Below are 22,847 nucleotides of genomic sequence, written 5' to 3'. Positions count from 1 at the left end.
GTATCCGGCGCTATCAATAGTTAAGTGCGTCGGGCCATGGAATCAAATGGATAAGGACTAAAATTCAGTGTCGGTCGGAATGGCTGCTCCCCGCGCGCCTTATGCCTGCGACCCCGATCGCAGCCGGGGCCGGCTCGTTGCCGAGCCGCCGAGCCGGACCCGCAGCCCGTTCCGGCGCGATTGCGACCGGGTCATCCATTCCACCGCGTTCCGCCGCCTCAAGCACAAGACCCAGGTCTTCGTCTTCCACGAGGGCGATCACTACCGCACCCGGCTGACCCACTCGCTGGAGGTGGCGCAGATCGCCCGGGCGCTGGCCCGCCAGCTCGGGCTCGACGAGGATCTGACCGAGACGCTGGCGCTGGCCCATGACCTCGGCCATCCGCCGTTCGGCCATGCCGGGGAACGGGCGCTCGACGAATGCCTAAAGCAGGACGGCGGCTTCGACCACAATGCCCAGGCGCTGCGGGTCGTCACCTCGCTGGAGCATCGCTATCCCGAATTCGGCGGGCTGAACCTGACCTGGGAATCGCTCGAGGGCATCGTCAAGCACAATGGCCCGCTGACCGACCGGAGCGGCGTCCCGACCGGGCGCTATCTGGAGAGCGGCGGCATCCCGATCGGGATCGCCGAGTACAGCAAGACCCACGACCTCGAGCTCTGGAGCTACGCCTCGCTCGAGGCCCAGGTCGCGGCTTTCGCCGACGACATCGCCTACGACGCCCACGACATCGACGACGGGCTGCGCGCCGGCCTGTTCGCCGTCGACGACCTCAAGCAGATGCCGCTGACCGCGACGATCATCGGCGAGATCGACCGGCATTATCCTGGGCTCGACGAGGTCAGGCGCGGCGCCGAGCTGGTGCGCGAGCTGATCTCGCACTTCATCAGCGCGGTGTTCAGCGAGGCGAGCGCCCGTCTGGCCGCTGCCAAGCCGCAATCCGCCCACGACGTGCGCCACTACCACGCGCCGCTGATCGGCTTCCCGCCCGACGTGGCCGAGGAGGAGGCCGCGATCAAGGCGTTCCTGTACCGGCGGATGTACCGGCATCACCGCGTGATGCAGGTGATGCGGGACGCCGAGCAGGTGGTCCGCGACCTCTACGAGCGCTACCGGCAGTCGCCGGGCGACCTGCCGGCGGAATGGATCGAGGGCACCGAGCAGGAGACGGACAGCGCGCGGAACAGGCGGATCGGCAATTTCATCGCCGGGATGACCGACCGTTTCGCCCTGATCGAACACCACAGGCTTTTTGACTCGACCCCGGATTTGCGTTAGCGCCCTGCCATGGCCGACACCACTGCTTCACCACACCTTTTTGCCGACGTGCTGGCGCGCGTGCACGCGATCTGTGCCGCGATCGGAGCCGAGGACAATTGGCCGGGGATCGATCTGTCCCGCGTCGTCGTGGAGCCGCCGCGCGACGCCAGCCATGGCGACATGGCGACCAATGCCGCGATGGTGCTCGCCAAGGACGCCAAGGCCAAGCCGCGCGAGCTTGCGGACAGGATCGCGGACCGCCTGCGCGCCGACGCGCTGGTGGCCTCGGTAAATGTCGCCGGACCCGGCTTCATCAACCTGACCCTGAAGCCGCAGGTCTGGGCCGACGCCTTGCGCGCCGTGCTGGCTGCCGGCTCGGCCTATGGCCGCAGCGAGATCGGCGGGCACGAGAAGGTCAATGTCGAATACGTCTCCGCCAACCCGACGGGACCGATGCATGTCGGCCATTGCCGCGGCGCGGTGTTCGGCGATGCGCTGTGCAGCCTGCTGCAATTCGCCGGCTTCGACGTCTGCCGCGAATATTACATCAACGACGCCGGCGCCCAGGTCGACGTGCTCGCGCGCTCGGCCTTCCTGCGCTACCACGAGGCGCTGGGCCAGGACATCGGCGCAATCCCGGAAGGGCTTTATCCCGGCGACTACCTCGTGCCGGTCGGCGAGGCGCTCGCCAGGGAACATGGCGATAAGCTGCTCGACATGAGCGAGGCCATCTGGCTGCCGATCGTGCGCGACAAGGCGATCGCCATGATGATGGAGATGATCAAGGGCGATCTCGCCGCGCTCAACATCCATCACGACGTGTTCTTCTCCGAGCGCTCGCTGATTGCATCAAGCAACAACAAGGTCGCGGAGACCATCGATTTCCTGCGCGCCAAGGGCGACATCTACGAGGGCCGGCTGCCGCCGCCGAAGGGCAAGCCGGTCGAGGATTACGAGGACCGCGAGCAGTCGCTGTTCCGAGCCACCGCGTATGGCGACGATGTCGACCGTCCCCTGATCAAGTCGGACGGCAGCTACACCTATTTCGCGTCGGATATCGCCAACCACCGCAACAAGTTCGAGCGCGGCTTCACCAATCTGATCGACGTGTTCGGCGCTGATCACGGCGGCTACATCAAGCGCATGCAGGCAGCCGTGAAGGCGGTGACCGCCGGCAAGGCCGTACTCGACGTCAAGATCGTCCAACTTGTAAAACTGCTGCGCGACGGCGAGCCGGTGAAGATGTCGAAGCGCTCGGGTGACTTTGTCACGCTGCGCGAGGTGGTCGACGAGGTCGGCTCCGACGCGGTGCGGTTCATGATGCTGTTCCGCAAGAACGACGCGGTGCTCGATTTCGACCTCGCCAAGGTGATCGAGCAGTCCAAGGACAACGCGGTGTTCTACGTCCAGTACGGCCACGCCCGCGGCCACTCGATCTTCCGCAACGCGCGGGAGGAGACGGTTCCCGATCTGCCCGAGAGCGATCAGGCCCGTCTGGCCTATCTCCGTAATGCTACGGTCGAGCGCCTGACCGATCCAGCCGAACTCGATCTGCTCAAGCGGCTTGCGCTCTATCCGCGAATGATTGAAGCTGCGGCCGTTGCTCACGAGCCGCACCGAATCGCTTTTTATCTGTATGATTTGGCCAGCGAATTTCACGCACTCTGGACCAAGGGGCGGGATTTGCCCTATTTACGCTTCATTATCAATAATGATGCAGAGATCACGAGGGCGCGACTGGCGATGGTCCAGGGCGTCGTCTCGGTTCTGGCATCGGGCTTAGCTGTTCTAGGCGTCCACGCTCCGACCGAGATGCGGTAGGCAGGGGCATGTGGCTCTCACAAGTGGGGATTTGTGAGAGCATCTGGCAGGGGCCAATTCGTTCGGACCGGCAGCGCCGGCGATCTTGGCGCTGTCCCGAAGGGGATGCATCATCACGATGGCTGATCGATATCAGAACCGACCTTTTCCCGCCGCAGACGATTACGACCGCGGCGCCTATCCCGATGCGGCCCCCAAGGCAGAGAGTGATCCGCTTGCGGAACTCGCCCGCCTGATCGGCCAGACCGATCCGTTCGGCACCGCCAGCAAGGCACAGCCTCCGCATCCGTTGCTCTCGCGCGCCAACGCGCGTCCGCCGGTGGACGACGACGATGCGCGGCCGGCGGGCCCGCCCCCTTGGATGCAGCGCGCACGGCAGGAGGCTGCTGCGCCACCGCCGCCAGTCGAAGACGACGAGCCCGAGCAGGATTACCAGCCGAGCCCGGTGCATCCGCTGCACCGCTACGCGGCTCCGCCGGCACAGCCGGCGCCCGAGCCGGTTGCGGCCCAGCAGTCGGCACACGCCTTTGAGCCGGTCTCGGCCTATGACGACGAGCCGCAGCACCACAGCGCCGGCCATCATGAGCACGATCCGTCGCGCTATGACGATGCGCTCTACGGGCAGCTGGAATCCGGCCAGCCGCAGGACCTGCAGCGCGAGCCCGCCTATCCCGATGATCCCTATGCCTATCAGGGCTACGAGGAAGAGCCCGAGCCGCGCCGTCGCAGCCGCGGTCTGCTCACGGTCGCCGCGGTGCTGGCGCTTGCGGTGTTCGGGGTCGGCGGCGCCTACGCCTACCGTACCTATGTCGGTTCGCCCCGCAGTGGCGAGCCGCCGATCATCAAGGCCGATAACACGCCGACCAAGGTGATCCCGGCGCAGGCCGATGCGTCCGCCAAGACACCCGATCGCATGGCAGCGGGGGACGGCTCCGAGAAGATCGTGTCGCGCGAGGAGACGCCTGTCGATCCCAGCACCAAGGCCACCGGACCGCGCGTCGTGCCGCTGGTCGCGAATCCGAATCCGCCACCGCTGTCCAGCGTGCAGACCACGCCGCCTCCGCCGCCGCCGGCCACAGCCAACGGGACGCTGCCGAACAACGAGCCGCGCAAGATCCGGACCCTGTCGGTCAAGGGCGACACGCCGGACGGAGCGCAGCAGGCCGCCGCGACCCCGTCGGCCCGGCCGCCGGCTGCCGCTAAGCAGCCACCGGCGTCCCGCAGCAACCCGGCCGCCGCTAACGCCAGTGTGAACGCACCGATGTCGCTGGCTCCTGAAGCCGCGCCTGCGCCGGCTGCACCTCCGACCCGGCTGGCGTCGACGACGACGGCCTCGGTCAGCAGCGGCTACATGGTTCAGGTGTCCTCGCAGAAGAACGAGGCCGACGCACAGGCGTCGTACCGGGCGCTGCAAGGCAAGTTCCCGGGCGTGCTCGGCTCGCATGCGCCGGTGATCAGGCGCGCCGACCTCGGCGAGAAGGGCGTCTATTACCGCGCCATGGTCGGGCCGTTCGGATCGCCCGAAGAAGCCTCGCAGTTCTGCGGCAATCTGAAATCTGCCGGCGGACAGTGCGTCGTCCAAAGGAATTAACGGCCGTTTCCTTGACCCACGGGCGGCATGCGGCCTAATCGGCCGCATGACGAACCGCGCATTCATCACCGGCGTATCTGCCACCGTCCTCACTGACGCCGAACGCGAGTTCATTCGCGCCGAGCGGCCGTGGGGCTTCATCCTGTTCAAGCGCAACATCGAGACCCCGGAACAAGTCTCTGCGCTTGTTGCAGAACTCAGGGTTGCGGCCGGCGATGAGGACGCACCGGTCCTGATCGATCAGGAAGGCGGGCGGGTGCAGCGCCTCGGCCCGCCGCATTGGCCGGTCTATCCGCCGGGCGCCAGCTTTGGCGCGCTATTCGACATCGACCCGCAGCTCGGCCTGGCTGCAGCCCGGCTCAGCTCACGCCTGATTGCGTCCGATCTGATCGATCTCGGGATTACCGTGGACTGCCTGCCTTTGGCCGACGTGCCGGTACCTGGCGCCGACGCCGTGATCGGCAATCGGGCTTATGGAACCGCGCCGGCCAAGGTCGCCGCCATCGCCTGCGCGGTCACGGAGGGCCTGGAACAGGGCGGAGTGCTGCCGGTTCTCAAACATATTCCCGGCCATGGAAGGGCCTCGGCGGACAGTCATTTTCGGCTTCCGACGGTCGATACGGCGGAATCCGAGCTGGAGCGGACGGATTTTGCGGCGTTTCAGCCGCTGGCGGACCTGCCGATGGCCATGACCGCACATGTTGTGTTTAGCGCGCTGGACCCCGTCCATCCCGCGACGACTTCTGCGACAATCATCGAACGGGTGATTCGCGGCCGGATCGGGTTCCAAGGTTTGTTGATGAGTGATGACGTGTCGATGAATGCGCTGGCCGGATCGATCGCGGAGCGGACCGCGGCCATCGTTGCCGCCGGGTGCGACATGGTCCTGCACTGCAACGGCGATCTCGACGAGATGCGTGAGGTCGCGCGGGAAACGCCGCAACTGACCGGCAAGGCGCTGGAGCGCGCCAGCGCGGCGCTGGCTGCGCGAAAGCAGCCTCAGCCATTTGACCGGCTGACGGCGCGCGCGGAACTGGATGCGTTACTGGATCGGGTAGGGACGGCATGACCGCAGAAATTCTATCGTTTGAGACCGGGCGGCCGGCTGATCTCGCCGAAAGCGAGCCGGCGCTGGTGGTCGATGTCGAGGGCTATGAGGGCCCGCTTGACCTTCTGCTGACGCTGGCGCGGCAGCAGAAGGTCGACCTCGCGAAGATCTCGATCCTGGCGCTCGCCGATCAGTACCTGTCGTTCATTGAGGCTGCGCGAAAAATTCGCCTCGAGCTCGCGGCCGATTATCTCGTGATGGCGGCCTGGCTCGCCTTTCTGAAGTCGCGGCTGCTGCTGCCCGAACCGCCGAGCGCGGAGGGGCCGAGCGCCGAGGAGATGGCGACGGCGCTGGCCAACCGGCTGCGCCGGCTGGAGGCGATCCGCGAGGCGGCCAACCGGCTGATGAACCGGCCCCAGTTCCAGCGCGATATCTTTCCGCGCGGCAATCCGGAATCGATCGCCGAGATCAAGCATCCGAAGTTCACGGCGACGCTGTACGACCTTTTGTCGGCCTATGCCACGCAACGCGCGTCACGCGTGCTGACCTCCGTGCATCTGGCGAAGCGGACGGTGTGGTCGTTGGCCGAGGCGCGCGCCTCGCTGGAACGGCTGGTCGGCCTCGCCGAGGAATGGAGCTGCCTCGACGAATACCTGATGAAATACGTCGCAGATCCCAAGCAGAAGGCGACGGTATTTGCCTCCAGCTTCGCCGCCGCCCTCGAACTGGTCCGCGAAGGCGAGATGGAGATCAACCAGAAGCAGGCGTTCGCGCCGATCTATTTCCGAAAGCGCCCAGCGCAGGCCGCGATGGCTGCGCCGGACCTCTCGGTTGAGTAAGTGGAAGAAGGAGAGCAAGCCCATGGCAAGCTTGGCGGAAGTGCGCATTGACGAACCCGAGGAGGAGGTTTCTCCGATGGATCCGATTGCGCGTCCTGAGGAATTGCGGCTCCTGGAAGCCCTGCTGTTCGCATCGAGCGAACCGATCGACCAGGCGACGCTGGCCAAGCGGATGCCCGACGGCGTCGACGTCAAGGCGGCGCTCGCACAGTTGCAGGCGGAATACGCCCCCCGCGGCGTCAATCTGGTGAAGGTCGCCAACAAGTGGACGTTCCGCACCGCGGGCGATCTGGCGTGGCTGATGACGCGCGAGAGCACGGAGACGCGAAAGCTGTCGCGTGCCGCGATCGAGGTGCTGGCGATCATCGCCTATCACCAGCCGGTGACGCGCGCGGAGATCGAGGAGATTCGCGGCGTTGTCACCTCGAAGGGCACCATCGACGTGCTGCTGGAAACCGGCTGGATCCGCCCGCGCGGCCGTCGCAAGACGCCGGGTCGCCCGCTCACCTTCGGAACCACCGACGGGTTCCTGTCGCAGTTCAGCCTCGAAGCGCTCAGCGACCTGCCAGGGCTCGAGGAACTGAAGGGAACGGGTCTGCTCGACTCGCGCCTGCCGACCGGCTTCTCCGTTCCATCGCCGTCGGACGACGCGACGCTGCGCGAGGACGAGGATCCGCTCGAGCCCGGCGACACGCTGGAACTGCTGCTCGCGCCGTCCTCCGAGCCGCAAGCTGTTGCGCCGGAGGGGGAAGCTATGGAAGCCGCAGCGCCTGATGCCACGAAGGCTGAAGCCGCGGAGCATGAGGCCTCTGAGTCGGAGGCCTCTGAAGCCGAAGCGCGCGACCGCGACGAAGACGGTGACGCCGGCACCGAGGAAAAGGGCGATTAGCCCCGAAATATTCCCGGTTAAGGCTAGCAATATTACGTAGCTGCGACAGCGATTTGCCGCGGCTGAAGTCCTTGTTTTTGACGCCTCGCGGGCCTACCTTCCGGGCAAAGTCCAGGCCGGTTCGCCCGGCCATTTCTGGAGGGTTGCAGGATGGGTTCGCTTAGCATTTGGCACTGGATCGTCGTGATCGCAGTGGTCCTGCTGCTGTTCGGACGCGGCAAGATTTCGGACCTGATGGGTGACGTCGCCCAGGGTATCAAGGCCTTCAAGAAGGGCATGCAGGACGACGACAAGGTCGCCGAGAAGACCGAGCCCACCAAGGCCATCGATCACAATGCGGCGCCGTCGGCCGCGCGTCAGGACGTCGGCAGCAAGGCCGTCTAAGGACCTTGTCCTGACGGAATATTCTGACGTTTTTGTTGCGCGAAACGGTGACGTCGTCGCTCGAAAGCGCTATGCCGGTTGAGAAACAGGTCGATGGTCCCAACTCCTCTAGAAGGTAGATGGGGCCGTTGCGGCGCGCTTAGGCGGAAGCATTCATGTTCGATATCGGGTGGAGTGAGCTGGTCGTCATCGCGGTCGTCGCGCTGATCGCCATCGGCCCGAAAGAACTGCCGGGCGTGCTGCGCATGGTCGGGCAATGGATGGGCAAGGCCCGCAAGATGGCCGCCGAATTCCAGGGCCAGTTCCAGGAGGCCATGCGCGAGGCCGAAATGGCCGATCTCAAGAAGAGCTTTGACGAAGTCAAGGAAGCCGCCACCGGGATCACCAGCGGCAACATCATGACCTCGTTGCAGAAGGACGTCGGCGACGCCCTGCAGATCGACAAGCCGGTCGACGCCCAGGTCGCGTCCGCGGTCGACGCACCGGTGACGTCAAGTGACGCACCGGTGACGTCAAGTGACGCACCGGTGACACCGACGACGCCGGCCCGGCCAACGCCGGAAACCTTCGTCGAGGCCGAGACCCATGCTGCGACGGGCGAGCCGCTCGCGATCACCAGTGAGGTCAAGCCCGAGCCGGTGGCGCAGGATGTGACGCCGGCCGAGCCCAGCGTGTTCAAGGACGCCAAAGCGTCATGAGCGCCGAAGATATCGAGGCCAGCAAGGCCCCCCTGATGGACCACCTGATCGAGCTGCGCTCGCGCCTGATCAAGGCGCTGCTCGGCTTCGGCGTGGCCTTCATCTTCTGCTTCTTCTTCGCCAAGCAGATCTACAACGTGCTGGTGTGGCCGTTCGTCTGGATCGCGGGGCCGGAAAACTCGAAGTTCATCTACACCGCGCTGCTGGAATATTTCATCACCCAGCTCAAGCTCGCGCTGTTCGGCGCCGGCTTCATCTCGTTCCCGATCGTCGCGACCCAGATCTACAAATTCGTCGCGCCCGGGCTCTACCGGCACGAGCGCAACGCCTTCCTACCGTATCTGGTCGCCACTCCCGTCTTCTTCGTTATGGGCGCCGCACTGGTCTATTTCGTGGTGCTGCCGATGCTGGTGCGGTTCTCGCTCGGCATGCAGCAGGCCGGCGGCGCGGAGACCGCGCAGATCCAGTTGCTGCCCAAGGTCGGCGAATATCTCTCGCTGATGATGTCGCTGATCTTCGCCTTCGGTATCGCCTTCCAGTTGCCTGTCATCCTGACGCTGCTCGGCCGCATCGGCATCGTCACCTCGAAGATGCTGCGCGAGAAGCGGCGCTATTTCATCGTCATCGCCTTCATCATCGCAGCGGTGCTGACGCCGCCCGACGTGCTGAGCCAGGCCTCGCTGGCGATCCCGCTGCTCGCGCTCTATGAGGGTGCCATCATCGCGGTGCGGATGGTGGAGAAGAAGGCCACCACGACCGCCTCGTCCGGGGCGCCGTCGGCGACCAATCCGGCCGAGTAGGGCCGTTTTCGTCACATAACCGGCGCCATAGTCCGCGAAGCGGGGTCTCCAGTACGCCGCGGCCTCTCGGCCGCACGCTGGCGTCTCCGGAATACTGGATCGCCCGCTTTCGCGGGCGATGACCAGTGTGGTAGGGGAACGTTGACCGTCGACCTATCGGTAGGTGGTCAACACGTAGCTGCCAGGACTGACCATGCACGACATCAAAGCGATCCGCGACAACCCGACAGCCTTCGACGCCGGCCTCAAGCGCCGGGGCATCGAGGCCCTGTCGCCGTCGCTGCTGGCGATCGACGAGAGGCGGCGCGCGGCGATCCTGGCCTCCGAGCAGGCCCAGGCCCGGCGCAACGCGGCTTCCAAGGAAATCGGCGACGCCAAGAAGGCCAAGGATGAGGCGCGTGCGGCCAAGCTGATGGCGGAGGTCGCCGAGCTGAAGACCACGATGCCGGAGCTCGAACTGGCGGCGAAGTCTGCCGACGAGGAGCTGGCCAAGCAGCTGTCGTCAATTCCGAACCTGCCGCTCGACGAGGTGCCCGACGGCGCCGACGAGCACGGCAACGTGCAGCACCACGTGTACGGCAAGAAGCGCGACTACGGCTTTGCGCCGAAGCTGCACGACGATCTCGGCACCGCGCTTGGCGACATGGATTTCGAGGCGGCCGCAAAGCTGTCCGGCGCGCGCTTTGTCGTGCTGAAGAAGGGGCTGGCGCGTCTCGAGCGTGCGATCGGGCAGTTCATGCTCGACCTGCACACGAACGAGCACGGCTATACCGAGATCAATCCGCCGCTGCTGGTGCGCGACGCCGTAATGTTCGGCACCGGGCAATTGCCGAAGTTCGAGGACGACCAGTTCTGGGCGATCAAGGGCGAACTGCTCGCGGCGCCGAATGCCGATCTGCGCAGCGAACGCCTCGGGCTGATTCCAACTGCCGAGGTTTCCCTGACCAACCTCGCGCGCGAATCCATCCTCGATGAAAAAGAGCTGCCGATGCGGCTCACCGCGCTGACGCCTTGCTTCCGCGCCGAGGCGGGCGCCGCGGGGCGCGACACCCGCGGCATGATCCGCCAGCACCAGTTCTCCAAGGTCGAGCTGGTCTCGATCACGACGCCCGAAAACAGCAAGGATGAGCTCGAGCGCATGCTGGCCTGCGCTGAGGAGGTGCTGCGCCGGCTCGACCTGCACTACCGCGTGATGACGCTGTGTGCCGGCGACATGGGCTTCTCCGCGCAGAAGACCTACGACATCGAGGTGTGGATGCCGGGGCAGGGCGAGGGCGGCGCCTATCGCGAGATCTCGAGCTGCTCGGTGTGCGGCGACTTCCAGGCCCGCCGCATGGACGCGCGCTATCGCGGTCCCGACGGCAAGCCGCGCTTCGTGCACACGCTGAACGGCTCCGGCACGGCGGTCGGCCGCGCGCTGATCGCCGTGATGGAGACCTATCAGCAGCAGGATGGTTCGATCGCGGTGCCCGATGTGCTGCAGTCCTATATGGGCGGGCGCAAGGTCATCGAGCACGGCATGTAAGGCGAGGCCAGTGCGATGCCGCTCCACCGTGACATCCACTGGCTTGGTCGACAATGGGCCGTCACCGGCCACGGCCTGCAGCTGATCAATCAGAAGCAGATGGGCTATTACGACATCGAGGTCGCGCGGCTCTGGGAGCCGGGCGTCATCGAGGCGATGCAATCCAAGGCGTGGATCAACCGGCCAGACTTCGACAAGGCCGTCGAGATCGCACGCGCCAGATTCGCCGGTCCGGGGCAGGTAGGTGCGCCGCCGCTCGCCGCGGCCGCAACGCTGTCACAGCCGCCTGACGTGCAGCCCCCCGCGCAGCCGTCTCCGGTCCGGCCGCCATCGGGACCGTCGCTCGAGGAGCTGCTGGCCAAGCTGAAGTCGAGGTCCACTGGCCCTGCGGCAGCGCCGGCGGCACCCGCCGGCGAGCCGCCCTTGGCTGCAGCGGCGAAGCCTGCGCCTCTCAAGCCTGAGGCCCCCAAATCCGAGCTTGCCAAATCGGAGCTTCCCAAATTCGAACCTCCGAAAGCCGAGCTTCCCAGGCTCAAACCTGTCAATTCCGAACCGCTCCAGCCTGATGCTTCGAAGTCCGAACTGCCCAGGCTCAAGGCGGTCAAATCCGAGTCTCTCCAGTCCCCACCTCCGCGGCCTGAATCTCTCGCGCCCGAATCCCCGAAGCCGGAACCTGCCAAACCCGAACCGCGCGCTGCCGTATTGGCAGAACCGGTAGCAATTCAGCCCGTCGCGCCGACGCCCGTGGTGCAGAGGATTCGGTCGGCGCGTCAGGCGGCAGTGGGAGGGCCGAAGCCGGAATGGCCGGTGTTCGAGCGCAAGATCGCCGGCAGCGCCAGATTCGTCCGGCCCTGGCGCGCCAGGCTGACGAGCTGGAAAGGGACCCTGCCGGGTTTGCCTCCGCCGCCCTAGCCGGTTAAGACGGCCTGCAAGTTCAAGAAATTCCGCGTCGAATCGGAACGAGAGGCAGTGAGACGGATGCGAATTCTCTGCACCAATGACGACGGCATCCACGCGCCGGGCCTGCAGGTGGTCGAGCAGATCGCGCGGGCGTTGTCCGATGACGTCTGGATCGTCGCCCCCGAACTCGACCAGTCCGGCGTCTCGCATTCGCTGTCGCTGAACGATCCGCTGCGCCTGCGCGAGGTCAGCCCGCGGCACTTTGCGGTGCGCGGCACGCCGACCGATTGCGTCATCATGGGCGCGCGCCACATCCTCGGCGAGAAGCTGCCAGATCTCGTGCTGAGCGGCGTCAACAAGGGCCGCAACGTCGCCGAGGACGTGGTCTATTCCGGCACCATCGCCGGCGCGCTCGAGGGCACCATTCTGGGCTTTCCGTCCTTTGCGCTGTCGCAGGAATTCTCCATCGAGACGCGCAACGCGCCGCTGTGGGACACGGCCCTGAAATTCGGACCCGACATCATCCGCAAGGTCATCAGCGCCGGCGTGCCCAGGAATACCGTGGTCAACGTCAACTTCCCGTCCTGCATGCCCGACGACGTGAAGGGCATCAAGATCACACGGCAGGGCAAGCGCAACCAGGGCTTTCTGAAGATCGACTGCCGTCACGACGGGCGCGGCAATCCCTATTTCTGGATCGGTTTCGAGCGCGCGGCGATGATGGACACGCCGGCTGAAGGCACCGATCTCGCGGCGCTTGCCGCACGCTACGTCTCGGTGACGCCGCTGCGCCTCGACCGCACCGATGAGGTATTCTCGGAAGCGCTGGTCGAGACGTTGAAGTGATTTTGTAGCCCGGATGGAGCGCAGCGCAATCCGGGGTTCTCTTCGCGGTTAAAGTAAAGCCGATCCCGGATTTCGCTTCGCTGCATCCGGGCTACGCAGCATTGTTCTGGTTAGACCGGAGCGCCCTTCATGGCGCTGCTGATCACCTGCGCCAGCGTTTCCAGCTGGAAGGGCTTTTGCAGCGCCGGGCGGTCGCGGTACTCTGGAGGCAGGCCGGACGAGCCGTAGCCGGTGGCGAAAATGAAGGGGCGGTTACGGGCGTTGATCAGCTCGGCGACCGGAGTGATCACCTTGCCGTTGACGTTGACGTCGAGGATCGCGAGGTCGAACTCGGTCGATTGCGCGAGTTTGACGGCTTCGCCGATTTCGCCGGCCTCGGCTGCAACGCTATGGCCGAGTTCCTCCAGCATATCGGCGACCATCATCCGGATCATGACCTCGTCTTCCACGAGGAAAACTGAACAGCCCGCCGGCCGTATCGCTGTCATGAATGGAATCCTTGCCCTTCCAAACCAAGCTCGCAAATAACCTCAGGAGGTGCAACGCAAACGTTTGGAATTTGCCGGATTTTGCAACGCGCAACCGTGAATGGGCCTGTCGCCCGCGCCCCCCTTCCTCTGCCTCTGCCGCCGCCGCTCCGGTGCGGCTCGTTCGGCGGTTGAATGTCGGGGCAGATTCACTCCTGGGCCTTTCACCGCGCCTCGTGGCCAATCATATGGAGGCGGTGGCCGCCGATGCCAAGCTGAAACCGGAGCCCGGTTCCGTTCCGGGAACGGAAAATGAAGGGAATTTTTCCTTAACGCGGCATTTTGATTCGAGTGGCATCAAGGGGTGTAAACCGACGCATCTTGCCGCCCAGAGACCGCTGATGAGCATGGCCGTGAACCCGAAGCCGCCCGAGAAAATGATGTTTCAGCTCACCCTGCGGCGGCGCGGAATCAGCGACCAGGCCGTGCTGCGGACCATGGAGGAGGTGCCGCGGGAGGTCTTTGTCGAGCCCCGCGACCGTGACGAGGCCTATCGCGACAGCGCGCTGGCGATCCCTTGCGGGCAGACCATCAGCCAGCCCTTCGTGGTGGCCTACATGACCGAGCGCCTGCAGTTGCAGAAGGACCACCGCGTGCTCGAGATCGGCACCGGATCGGGCTACCAGGCCGCGATCCTGTCCCGGCTCTGCAAGCATGTGCTGACCATCGAGCGCTACCGGACGCTGGCCGACAGCGCCCGCAAGCGCCTCGAAGAGCTCGGCTACTACAACGTCGAGGTACTGCTCGGCGACGGTTTTGACGTGCCGGCCGGCGCCGGTGATTTCGACCGCATCATCGTCACCGCGGCGATGGAGCAGATCCCGGACAAGCTCCTGGAGCGGCTCGAGCCCGGCGGCATTCTGATCGCCCCGGTCGGGCCGCATCAGGGCACCCAGACGCTGGTCCGCGTGGTGCGGACTGAAACCGGATTCGACCGCAAGGAACTGGTCGATGTGCGCTTCGTGCCGGCGCTGCCGGGCGTTGCGCGGGAGCTGTAAAAATTGCGGATTTGCGGCTTGCCGCCAACGCCTTATTCGCAGGGTTAAGCGGTTATTTACTCGGTACGTGTTTACTCAAAACAGTCTTTTGTTGCGTACGAGTGAGTAACCATGTCCGGGGTTGTTGAGTTGCTTCGCTCGCGTCGCGTGCCGCAGGTCGCGGTGCTGGCGCTGATGTCCATGGCTTTTGCCGGTTGCAGCGCCGACATGTCGTCGCGCTTCTCGCAAAACTCCTATTCGCAAAATCCCTTCGCCTTCGATCCGCAGCCGACCGGCGCGGTGCCGCAGCAGCAACCGCCGCGCGAGCTGCCGCAATATTCGAGGCCGCAGTCGCAGCCGCAATATTCGCAGTATCAGTCGCAGCCGCTGCCGCCGCCGGTCGCGACCGCGCCGCAGTCCTATCCGGTGTCGGGTGGCGGTGGTGGCATTGCCGGAGGAGGGCGCGGGCTTGCGTCCTACACGCCGCCCCCGGCACGTCCGCAGATCGAATCCACCGGCACCGTGCCGCGTTCGGTCGCCGCGGCACATTCCGGTCACGGCACCACGATCATCGTCGGCACCAGCGATACGCTGGATATCATCTCGAAGCGCTACAACGTCTCGAAGGCGGATATCCTGCGCGCCAACGGTTACAAGGGACCGCGCGCGCTGTCGCCCGGGCAGCAGTTGATCATCCCGCGTCCGACTGCGACGGCTGCGGCGCCCGCGATCGCTGCGCCGGCGGCCAAGCCGGCTGCAGTGGCCGCCGCTCCGGCCGGTCTCCACTACGTCAATCGCGGCGACACGCTGCACAGCATCGCCCGCCAGCACCACATTCCGGTGGCCGAGCTGGCGCGGGCCAATCATCTCGACCTGACGGCGCGGCTGAGCCCGGGCATGAAGCTCACGGTGCCCGGTGCCAAGACCGCGGCGGTCGCGCCGGCGGCTCCGGCCGCAGCGCCCGCGCCGGTCGCAGCGGCACCGATGCCTGCTGCGGCGGCTCCGAAGGTCGTTGCCACAGCGCTGCCGCAGCAGAGCGCCCGTTTGGCGCAGCCGACGGCCAATGTCGAACAGCCGGCCGCAGCGGCGGAGGCTCCCGTCGTCACCAAGTCGAGCGAAGCCACCGGCGCGCTGCCGACCTTCCGCTGGCCGGTGCGCGGCAAGGTCATCACGGCCTACGGCTCCAAGACCAACGGCAAGGTCAATGACGGCATCAACGTCGCAGTGCCCGAGGGCACGCCGGTGAAGGCCGCCGAAGATGGTGTCGTCGCCTATTCGGGCAACGAGCTGAAAGGCTACGGCAACCTCGTGCTGGTCCGCCACTCCAACGGTTACGTCACCGCCTACGCTCATGCGAGCGAGGTGCTGGTGAAGCGCGGCGACACCATCAAGCGCGGCCAGGTGATCGCGAAGTCCGGACAGTCCGGCGAGGTCGGCTCGCCCCAGCTGCACTTCGAGATCCGCAAGGGCTCATCGCCGGTCGATCCACTCCAGTTCCTCAACGGCGCGTAAGTCACGCGTCGCACTTCCAAATGCTCACAACAAAGACAACGGGGGAGGCGCGAGCCTCCCCCGTTTTGTTTTCGCATCATGCTTACTGTCGTCGCCCGCTTGACCGGGCGATCCGGTATTCCAGAGACGGTGGTGATTGATCGAGAGGCCGCGGCGTACTGGATCCCCCACTTTCGCGGAGGATGACAGCAGCGCACGCGGGGGCAGCTCGTACCCCGGATGGAGCGAAGCGCAATCCGTGGCCGCTTTGTCCGCGGATAATGTTGTCCCGGATTGCGCTGTGCTCCATGCGGGCGTGTGCCGCTACTTGCCGCTCAGCCGCACGCCCAAGCGGCCGGCCAGCTCCTGCACGAACTGCCAGGCGACACGGCCGGAGCGTGAGCCACGGGTGGTCGACCATTCCAGGGCCTCGCGTTCGAGCTCGTCGCCGGCGAGCTTGATGCCGTAATGGTCGCAATAGCCGTTCACCATCGCGAGGTACTCGTCCTGGCTGCAGCGGTGGAAGCCGAGCCAGAGCCCGAAGCGATCCGACAGCGACACCTTCTCCTCGACCGCTTCGCCCGGATTGATCGCGGTCGAGCGCTCGTTCTCGATCATCTCGCGCGCCAGCAGATGCCGCCGGTTCGAGGTCGCGTAGAGGATCACGTTGTCCGGGCGTCCCTCGATGCCGCCTTCCAGCACCGCCTTCAGCGACTTGTAGGAGGCATCGTTGCCGTCGAACGAGAGATCGTCGCAGAACACGATGAAGCGGAAGGATGAGCTGCGCAGCAGCTCCATCAGGCCGGGCAGGCTCTCGATGTCCTCGCGGTGGATCTCGATCAGCTTCAGCCGGTCGGCCGGCTTGCGGTTGACATTGATGCTGGCGTGAACGGCCTTCACCAGCGAGGACTTGCCCATGCCGCGCGCGCCCCACAGCAGCGCATTGTTGGCGGGGTAGCCGTTGGCGAAGCGCTCGGTGTTCTCCATCAGGATGTCGCGCATCCGGTCGACGCCCTTGAGCAGGCTGATCTCGACCCGGCTGACGCGCGGCACCGGGGTGAGGCGGCCATCGGGATGCCAGACGAAGGCGTCCGCGGCGGCGAACGACTCGGCCGCCTCCGGCTCTATGTCCGTGGCGGCCTCCGCGAGCAGGATGGCGATGCTCTCGAGAGCCGTGGCGATGCGCTCGGCGGTCATGCCATCGAAGGCTGCTTCCGGGCGTTTTGTCGCGGCTTTTGCGGCCGTCTTGGCGGCGGCTCTGGACGCGGGCTTGCTGGCTGTTTTGTTGGTTTTTTTCGGCATTTTTCCAGTTCCTGACGGCGCAGCCTTATCGGGCTGGCGCTCCGCCCGCAAGCGCCCTAAATGGACGGCCGTTAACGTTGCAATTGGGACCGCGGCCGCTATAGTCCGCGCGAATTTGTCCGGACCGCCATACCGCCCATGGGACAGGGCGCGCTGCCGGTTCTTTCCCGTCTTACCCGAGGATCGTCCGAATGCTGATTACTCCTGCGTTTGCCCAGGCTGCTGGAGCGGGCGGCGACGCCAACAGCATGTTGATGTCGCTGCTGCCGTTCGCGCTGATCTTCGTTATCATGTACTTCCTGATTCTGCGTCCGCAGCAGAAGAAGGTGCGCGATCACGCCGAACTCGTGAAGAACATCCGCCGCGGCGACACCATCGTGACCTCGGGCGGCCTGGTCGGCAAGGTGACCAAGGTGGTCGACGACGACCAGATCGAGTTCGAGATTTCGGACGGCGTCCGGGTCCGGCAGATGCGGCAGATGATCTCCGGCGTGCGCGCCAAGGGCGAGCCGGCGAAGGGCGACACCAAGGACGAGGCGCCCGCGAAGTGATCGCCGCGGCTTCTGGAATCTGACAGGTCAACTCCATGTTGTATTTCACGCGGTGGAAGGCGCTGGCGATCATTCTCACAGCGCTGGTGGTCTGCCTGTGCGCCGTGCCGAACTTCTTCCCCGAGCAGCAGGTCAAGTCCTGGCCGGCCTGGGCGCAGCGGCGCCTCGTCCTCGGCCTCGACCTGCAGGGCGGCTCCTATCTGCTGCTCGAGGTCGACGCCAACTACGTGAAGAAGGAGCGGCTGGACGCCGTTCGCGACGATGTGCGGCGCGTGCTGCGCGATGCCAAGATTGCCTATACCGGCCTTGCCGTCCGCAATGACGCCGTCGAGGTTCGCGTCACGCGCGACACCGAAGCCGCGACCGCGCTGTCCAAGCTGCGCGACCTCGCGCAGCCGATCGGCGGCCTGATGGGATCGGGCGGCCAGCGCGATCTCGAGGTAGCCGATGCCGGCGGCGGCGTGATCCGCCTGACGATCCCGCAGGCCGCGATGCTCGACCGCATGCGCAAGACCATCGAGCAGTCGATCCAGATCGTCGAGCGGCGCGTCAATGAGCTCGGCACCGTCGAGCCCGTGATCCAGCGCCAGGGTTCGGACCGCATCCTGGTGCAGGTGCCCGGTCTGCAGGACCCGACGCGGCTCAAGGAGCTGCTCGGCAAGACCGCCAAGATGGAATTCCGCATGGTCGACACCTCGGTGTCGCCCGACCAGGCCACGCAGGGCCGGGTGCCGCCCGACTCCGAACTGTTGATGAGCGCCTCGCCGCCACCGGTGCCGTACGTCGTCAAGAAGCAGGTGCTGGTCTCCGGCGGCGATCTGACCGACGCGCAGCCCGGCTTCGACCAGCGCACCGGCGAGCCGATCGTCAGCTTCAAGTTCAACACCTCGGGCGCCCGCAAATTCGCGCAGGCGACCTCGGAGAATGTCGGCCTGCCGTTTGCGATCGTGCTCGACAACAAGGTGATCTCGGCGCCGGTGATCCGCGAGCCGATCACCGGCGGGCAGGGCCAGATCTCGGGCAGCTTCACGGTGCAATCTGCCAACGATCTCGCCATCCTGCTGCGCGCCGGCGCGCTGCCGGCACCGCTCGCCGTGGTCGAGGAGCGCACCGTTGGTCCCGGCCTCGGCCAGGACTCGATCGAGAAGGGCGAGCTTGCGGCCTATGTCGGCTCGATCCTCGTCATCGTGTTCATGCTGGTGACCTACCGGCTGTTCGGCGTGTTCGCTAATATCGCCGTCGTCATCAACGTCGCGATGATCTTCGGCCTGTTGTCGCTGCTCAACGCCACGCTGACGCTGCCCGGCATCGCGGGCATCGTGCTCACCGTCGGCATCGCGGTCGACTCCAACGTGCTGATCTACGAGCGCATCCGCGAGGAACTGCGCGGCGGGCGCAACGCGATCTCGGCGATCGACGCCGGCTTCAAGCGGGCGCTCGCCACCATCCTCGACTCCAACATCACCACTTTCATTGCCGCTGCGGTGCTGTTCTATATCGGCACCGGACCGGTGCGCGGTTTTGCCGTGACGCTCGGCATCGGCATCATCACCACGGTGTTCACCGCCTTCACGATGACGCGCCTGATCGTCGCCGCGTGGGTGCGCTGGAAGCGGCCGCAAACCGTGCCGATCTGAGAGGCCTGTTGTGACTCATTACGTTCTCATCGGCCTTGGTATCCTGATCGCCGTCCTGACCGTGGTCGCGGCGCTCGGCCTCATGCCGTCGTTGCGCATCGTGCCCGACGATACGCATTTCGATTTCACCCGCTTCCGCCGCATCAGCTTCCCGGTGTCGGCGCTGCTCTCGATCCTCGCGATCACGCTGTTCTTCACCCACGGCCTGAACTTCGGCATCGACTTCAAGGGCGGCACGCTGCTGGAGGTGCGGGCGAAGTCCGGCACCGCCGACATCGCCGGCATGCGCACGACATTGAGCAGTCTCGGTCTCGGCGAAGTCCAGTTGCAGCAGTTCGGCGGCCCGGCCGAAGTCCTGATCCGCGTCGCCGAGCAGCCCGGCGGCGACAAGGCGCAGCAGGACGCGGTAACCAAGGTGCGCGGCGCGCTCGGCGATTCCGTCGATTACCGCCGCGTCGAGGTGGTGGGGCCGCGCGTCTCCGGCGAGCTGCTCGCTTACGGCATGCTCGGCCTAATGTTCGCGATCGTCGGCATCCTGATGTATCTCTGGTTCCGCTTCGAGTGGCAGTTCGCGCTCGGCGCCATGATCGCCAACGTCCACGATATCGTGCTGACCATCGGCTTCATGTCGATCACCCAGGTCGATTTCGACCTGACCAGCATCGCGGCGCTGCTGACCATTCTGGGCTATTCGCTGAACGACACCGTCGTCATCTACGACCGTATCCGCGAGATGCTGCGGCGCTACAAGAAGATGCCGATGCCGCAGCTGCTTAACGAATCGATCAATTCGACCCTGTCGCGCTCGATCATCACCCACGTCACGGTGACCCTGGCGCTGCTCGCATTGCTGCTGTTCGGCGGCACGGCGATCCACAGCTTCACCGCGGTGATGATGTTCGGCGTGGTGCTGGTCGGCACCTATACCTCGATCTTCATTGCGGCGCCGATCCTGATCTATCTCGGCGTTCACACCACGCGGGGCGAGTCGGCGGCGGAGGCGGCCGAGCAGAAGCCGGGCGCGGCAGCCAAGAAGTAGCTGGTCATGAGCAATCCCTCGGACGCTCCCCATCTTCCGAGGTCGGCGCCGATCGAAGCCTACGGCAAAGGTGGCTTCGCATTCGCCGATATGTCGCATCGTGGCTCGCTGCTGTGCCTGCCTGACTCGATGTGGGCGTGGCCGGTGACTGGGCCGCGGGAGATCGACGAATATTCGCTGCAAAAGGTATTTGCGGCAGCGAACGCGATCGACACGTTGATCGTCGGCACCGGCAATGAGGTCTGGGTCCCGCCAAAGCGCCTGCGCGAGGCCCTGCGTGCGGTGCATGTGGTGCTCGACGCCATGCAGACGGGTCCCGCGATCCGCACCTACAACGTCATGCTGGGCGAGCGGCGGCGCGTCGCGGCGGCGCTGATCGCGGTGCCATGACGGCGACCGACGCACCGAAGGACGGCGCGGCCATCTGCGCCGATCTGGTGCGGACCCATGATTTCGTGCGCTACGCATCGACCTTGTTCGTGCCTGCCCCCGAGCGCCGGGCGCTGCTGTCGATCTGGGCCTTCAACGTCGAGGTCACGCGGGTGCACGAGCTGGTCAGCCAGCCACTGCCAGGCGAGATGCGGCTGCAATGGTGGAGCGACATGCTGGCCGGCACGGAGCACGGCAGCATCGAGGGCAATCCGGTCGCGGCCGAGCTGCTGCAGACCATCCGCAAGCACCGCCTGCCGGTATCGGCGCTGTCGCGCCTGGTCGAGGAGCACCAGTTCGACCTCTACAACGATCCGATGCCGTCGCTGGCCGCGCTCGAGGGTTATCTCGAGGCCACTGCCTCGGCGCTGTTCTTGCTCGTCGCGCGCGTGATGGCGCGGCCGTCGGAGGCAATTGATCATCTGGCGCGCCATGCCGGCCTCGCGCAGGGCATGGCGCAGGTGATCGCGACGCTGGCGCGCGATGCGTCGCGGCAGCAGCTATTCCTGCCGCTGGAGATATTGCAGCAGCACGGCAGCAGCACGGCGGAGGTCTTTGCCGGCAAGCCGACGCCGGCAATCCGCGCATCCGTCGCTCAGCTCGCGGGCGAGGCGCAGCGTCATCTCGCGACCGCGCTCGACTTGCTCGCCGATGTGCCCTCCGAAGTCAGGCGCGTCTTCCTGCCGCTGGCGCAAGTCCGGCGCGAGCTCACGCTGATGGCGCGGGCCGACTACGATCCGTTCCTGCCCAAGCCGGCGTCGCGGCTGCGCGTGCTCTGGACCTTGTGGCGCGCCGCCCGCGGGCGGCAGTTCGGCGCTTAGCTTCGACCTTTTTCGATGTGCTTGGTGAACAGCCGGATCGTCGCGCCCTTGATTACCGGGCCGCTGTCATAGAGGTCGGATGCGATCTGCTCGATAGCATCGCGCAGGGCGATGAACTGGGCCTGGCGCGCCATGCTCGGCGTTCCCTTGGTGCCCGCCAGCTCGTCCATCGCAGCATCGCTGATCTGGCATTCGATTTCCTGATCGCCGTTCATCATGGTGAAACCGAACGCCAGGCGTTCGGAATCGTAGCCCCCGATACGGCCACGGGTCAGTGGCATGAAGTTTGTCCCTTGAGCGCGCTAGCCGCCTGCAAGAGTGCGGTTTCGCCACGCATTTGTCGAGGGCCGCAGCGCGCCTGTTCAGCGCGACGCGCGATCCATCTCGGCGACTTCGAAATTGAAGCGATCGCGCAGATTTTTCCGCTGCTCGAGAATGTCCTTGAGGAATTCGCGGTCGGCGTCGCTGCGCATCATCGGTTCGATGAGGTCGATCTGATTCATGGCGACGAGTTGCAGGATCTCGGTGCGCGGCTTGCCGGCGGCATCGCGCGGCAGCGCGTGCACGATCTGGATATGCTCGGGCGGCTTGACGCCTCTCGCCGCCGCAAGCTCGTTGCGCAGCGTCTTCTCCAGCGCGGACTGATCGGCTTCGACGAAGGCGTAGAGTCCGACGCCGACGCGCCGGTCGGCGAAGGCGACGATCGCGGTGTCGCGCACGTCAGGGTTCTTGCGAATCAGGTCGGCCAGTACGGGCGCATCGTTGACCAGCCGCCGGCCGCCGCCTTCGCGGTCGGTGAAGTTGAAGATGCCGCGCGTGATCGCTTGGTAGACTTTCTTGCCGGTCTTGAGCCAGATGCTGGCGAACGGGGATTTCCGTGCCAGCACCTTGCGTTCCTTCGGCGTCAGCGCCTCGGGCGCGTAGCTGCGCTTGTGCTTCAGGAGATGACGCAGATCCTCATAGGCCGCGATGCGGAACAGCCGGCTGCGGCTCTTGAAGCAGGCGGCGAGCTGGAAGTCGGTAACGTAGGCGCGGCCGTCGTGGCCGACCAGCCAGTTCTGCTCCTTGGCGAGATCGTTGTGGCAGATGCCGGCACGGTGCAGCCTGCGCAGCGCGGCCTTCGCCGAACGGAAATAGGCGACGTCGCCGCGCGGCTTGGCCAAGTGCAGCGCCACGCCGTCGATGAAGCCGCGCACCAGCGCGCGCCGCCCGGCCCACAGCAGTCGTGGTCCGACGTCGAGATCGCGCGCCAAGGTCAGCGCGCGGCGCTCGCGCCAGAACAGATGGAGCGCAAGTCCGAACGACCAGAACGGCACCTGGTCGAGCCGGCGCAGCACGCCCTCGACCTCCCCATCTTCAGCGCGGAAGCGGCCGCGCTCGACGGTGGAAAACACATCGCGCTTGAGCAGCACGCCCTGGCTCCATCGCGCCGACAGGGTGGCCGCGTCGTCTTTCGGCAGGCTCATGATGC

22 protein-coding genes and 1 pseudogene are annotated in these 22,847 nt (G+C 65.8%); 19 read left to right on the top strand and 4 right to left on the bottom strand.

Annotated elements, in window-relative coordinates; all coding sequences use genetic code 11:
- Nucleotides 1-67 precede the first annotated feature (67 nt).
- From J6500_RS01075 to surE, 12 genes and pseudogenes are all read left to right on the top strand, one after another.
- The gene (locus J6500_RS01075; protein WP_225710816.1) at nucleotides 68-1,279 is read left to right on the top strand and encodes a deoxyguanosinetriphosphate triphosphohydrolase; all 1,212 of its coding nucleotides are present in this window, start codon (nucleotides 68-70) and stop codon (nucleotides 1,277-1,279) included.
- 9 nt (nucleotides 1,280-1,288) lie between these two features.
- Nucleotides 1,289-3,082: an arginine--tRNA ligase gene (gene argS, locus J6500_RS01070; RefSeq protein WP_225710815.1), complete on the top strand. Its 1,794-nt coding sequence runs from the start codon at nucleotides 1,289-1,291 to the stop codon at nucleotides 3,080-3,082.
- Nucleotides 3,083-3,200: 118 nt separating this feature from the next.
- Nucleotides 3,201-4,673, top strand: a complete 1,473-nt coding sequence (locus J6500_RS01065; RefSeq protein WP_225710814.1) for an SPOR domain-containing protein — start codon at nucleotides 3,201-3,203, stop codon at nucleotides 4,671-4,673.
- Nucleotides 4,674-4,719: 46 nt separating this feature from the next.
- Nucleotides 4,720-5,742, top strand: coding sequence for a beta-N-acetylhexosaminidase (gene nagZ / locus J6500_RS01060; RefSeq protein WP_225710813.1), 1,023 nt, complete (start codon nucleotides 4,720-4,722; stop codon nucleotides 5,740-5,742).
- A complete protein-coding gene (locus tag J6500_RS01055; protein ID WP_225710812.1) occupies nucleotides 5,739-6,560 on the top strand; it encodes a segregation and condensation protein A in 822 nt (273 codons plus the stop codon). Before nagZ ends, J6500_RS01055 begins: the two co-directional genes overlap by 4 nt.
- A gap of 22 nt (nucleotides 6,561-6,582) precedes the next feature.
- Nucleotides 6,583-7,416, top strand: a pseudogene (scpB, locus tag J6500_RS01050) (SMC-Scp complex subunit ScpB); the annotation flags it as partial.
- Nucleotides 7,417-7,599: 183 nt separating this feature from the next.
- Nucleotides 7,600-7,833, top strand: a complete 234-nt coding sequence (locus tag J6500_RS01045; RefSeq protein ID WP_225710810.1) for a twin-arginine translocase TatA/TatE family subunit — start codon at nucleotides 7,600-7,602, stop codon at nucleotides 7,831-7,833.
- Between the two features lie 155 nt (nucleotides 7,834-7,988).
- Complete coding sequence (gene tatB / locus J6500_RS01040) at nucleotides 7,989-8,531, top strand: Sec-independent protein translocase protein TatB (protein WP_225710809.1); 543 nt, start codon at nucleotides 7,989-7,991, stop codon at nucleotides 8,529-8,531.
- Nucleotides 8,528-9,331: a twin-arginine translocase subunit TatC gene (gene tatC, locus J6500_RS01035; protein ID WP_225710808.1), complete on the top strand. Its 804-nt coding sequence runs from the start codon at nucleotides 8,528-8,530 to the stop codon at nucleotides 9,329-9,331. Before tatB ends, tatC begins: the two co-directional genes overlap by 4 nt.
- A gap of 193 nt (nucleotides 9,332-9,524) precedes the next feature.
- Entirely contained in the window at nucleotides 9,525-10,856 is a 1,332-nt protein-coding gene (serS, locus tag J6500_RS01030; protein WP_225710807.1) for a serine--tRNA ligase, read from the top strand.
- 15 nt (nucleotides 10,857-10,871) lie between these two features.
- Nucleotides 10,872-11,768 (top strand): hypothetical protein, encoded by an 897-nt coding sequence (locus J6500_RS01025; RefSeq protein WP_225710806.1) that lies wholly within the window; start codon nucleotides 10,872-10,874, stop codon nucleotides 11,766-11,768.
- Nucleotides 11,769-11,834: 66 nt separating this feature from the next.
- Nucleotides 11,835-12,602, top strand: a complete 768-nt coding sequence (surE, locus tag J6500_RS01020; RefSeq protein ID WP_225710805.1) for a 5'/3'-nucleotidase SurE — start codon at nucleotides 11,835-11,837, stop codon at nucleotides 12,600-12,602.
- Between the two features lie 110 nt (nucleotides 12,603-12,712).
- Here the strand turns inward: surE and J6500_RS01015 are convergent, their stop codons facing one another.
- Entirely contained in the window at nucleotides 12,713-13,090 is a 378-nt protein-coding gene (locus J6500_RS01015) for a response regulator (RefSeq protein ID WP_026192734.1), read from the bottom strand.
- A 380-nt stretch (nucleotides 13,091-13,470) separates the two neighbouring features.
- On the opposite strand from J6500_RS01015, the gene J6500_RS01010 reads away from it, so the two are divergent.
- Nucleotides 13,471-14,127 (top strand): protein-L-isoaspartate(D-aspartate) O-methyltransferase, encoded by a 657-nt coding sequence (locus J6500_RS01010; RefSeq protein ID WP_225710804.1) that lies wholly within the window; start codon nucleotides 13,471-13,473, stop codon nucleotides 14,125-14,127.
- A gap of 111 nt (nucleotides 14,128-14,238) precedes the next feature.
- A complete protein-coding gene (locus J6500_RS01005) occupies nucleotides 14,239-15,618 on the top strand; it encodes a peptidoglycan DD-metalloendopeptidase family protein (RefSeq protein WP_225710803.1) in 1,380 nt (459 codons plus the stop codon).
- 303 nt (nucleotides 15,619-15,921) lie between these two features.
- Here J6500_RS01005 and J6500_RS01000 read toward each other — a convergent pair whose 3' ends face one another.
- Nucleotides 15,922-16,899, bottom strand: coding sequence for an ATP-binding protein (locus J6500_RS01000; protein WP_225710802.1), 978 nt, complete (start codon nucleotides 16,897-16,899; stop codon nucleotides 15,922-15,924).
- Between the two features lie 191 nt (nucleotides 16,900-17,090).
- Between J6500_RS01000 and yajC the strand changes: the two genes are divergently transcribed.
- Genes yajC through J6500_RS00975 form a run of 5 tightly spaced genes read left to right on the top strand, consistent with a single transcriptional unit; the run spans nucleotide 17,091 to nucleotide 21,376 of the window.
- On the top strand, nucleotides 17,091-17,450 hold the full coding sequence (gene yajC / locus J6500_RS00995) for a preprotein translocase subunit YajC (RefSeq protein WP_225710801.1): 360 nt from the start codon (nucleotides 17,091-17,093) through the stop codon (nucleotides 17,448-17,450).
- Nucleotides 17,451-17,485: 35 nt separating this feature from the next.
- The gene (gene secD, locus J6500_RS00990; protein WP_225710800.1) at nucleotides 17,486-19,087 is read left to right on the top strand and encodes a protein translocase subunit SecD; all 1,602 of its coding nucleotides are present in this window, start codon (nucleotides 17,486-17,488) and stop codon (nucleotides 19,085-19,087) included.
- A 10-nt stretch (nucleotides 19,088-19,097) separates the two neighbouring features.
- Nucleotides 19,098-20,126: a protein translocase subunit SecF gene (gene secF, locus J6500_RS00985; RefSeq protein ID WP_225710799.1), complete on the top strand. Its 1,029-nt coding sequence runs from the start codon at nucleotides 19,098-19,100 to the stop codon at nucleotides 20,124-20,126.
- Nucleotides 20,127-20,132: 6 nt separating this feature from the next.
- Entirely contained in the window at nucleotides 20,133-20,516 is a 384-nt protein-coding gene (locus tag J6500_RS00980) for an Mth938-like domain-containing protein (RefSeq protein WP_225710798.1), read from the top strand.
- On the top strand, nucleotides 20,513-21,376 hold the full coding sequence (locus tag J6500_RS00975; RefSeq protein ID WP_225710797.1) for a phytoene/squalene synthase family protein: 864 nt from the start codon (nucleotides 20,513-20,515) through the stop codon (nucleotides 21,374-21,376). The genes J6500_RS00980 and J6500_RS00975 overlap by 4 nt, the downstream gene beginning before the upstream one ends.
- Here the strand turns inward: J6500_RS00975 and J6500_RS00970 are convergent.
- Both J6500_RS00970 and J6500_RS00965 read right to left on the bottom strand, forming a co-directional pair.
- The gene (locus J6500_RS00970; RefSeq protein ID WP_225710796.1) at nucleotides 21,373-21,657 is read right to left on the bottom strand and encodes a DUF1488 family protein; all 285 of its coding nucleotides are present in this window, start codon (nucleotides 21,655-21,657) and stop codon (nucleotides 21,373-21,375) included. The two genes, J6500_RS00975 and J6500_RS00970, sit on opposite strands and share 4 nt — an antisense overlap.
- An 81-nt stretch (nucleotides 21,658-21,738) precedes the next feature.
- Entirely contained in the window at nucleotides 21,739-22,842 is a 1,104-nt protein-coding gene (locus tag J6500_RS00965) for a serine/threonine protein kinase (RefSeq protein ID WP_225710795.1), read from the bottom strand.
- Between the last annotated feature and the right edge of the window lie 5 nt (nucleotides 22,843-22,847).

The sequence above is a fragment of the Bradyrhizobium semiaridum genome (assembly GCF_020329505.1).
Taxonomy (GTDB): domain Bacteria; phylum Pseudomonadota; class Alphaproteobacteria; order Rhizobiales; family Xanthobacteraceae; genus Bradyrhizobium; species Bradyrhizobium semiaridum.
The sequence above is the reverse complement of the archived record's forward strand: the minus strand, read 5'-3'. Positions and strand labels throughout refer to the sequence as shown.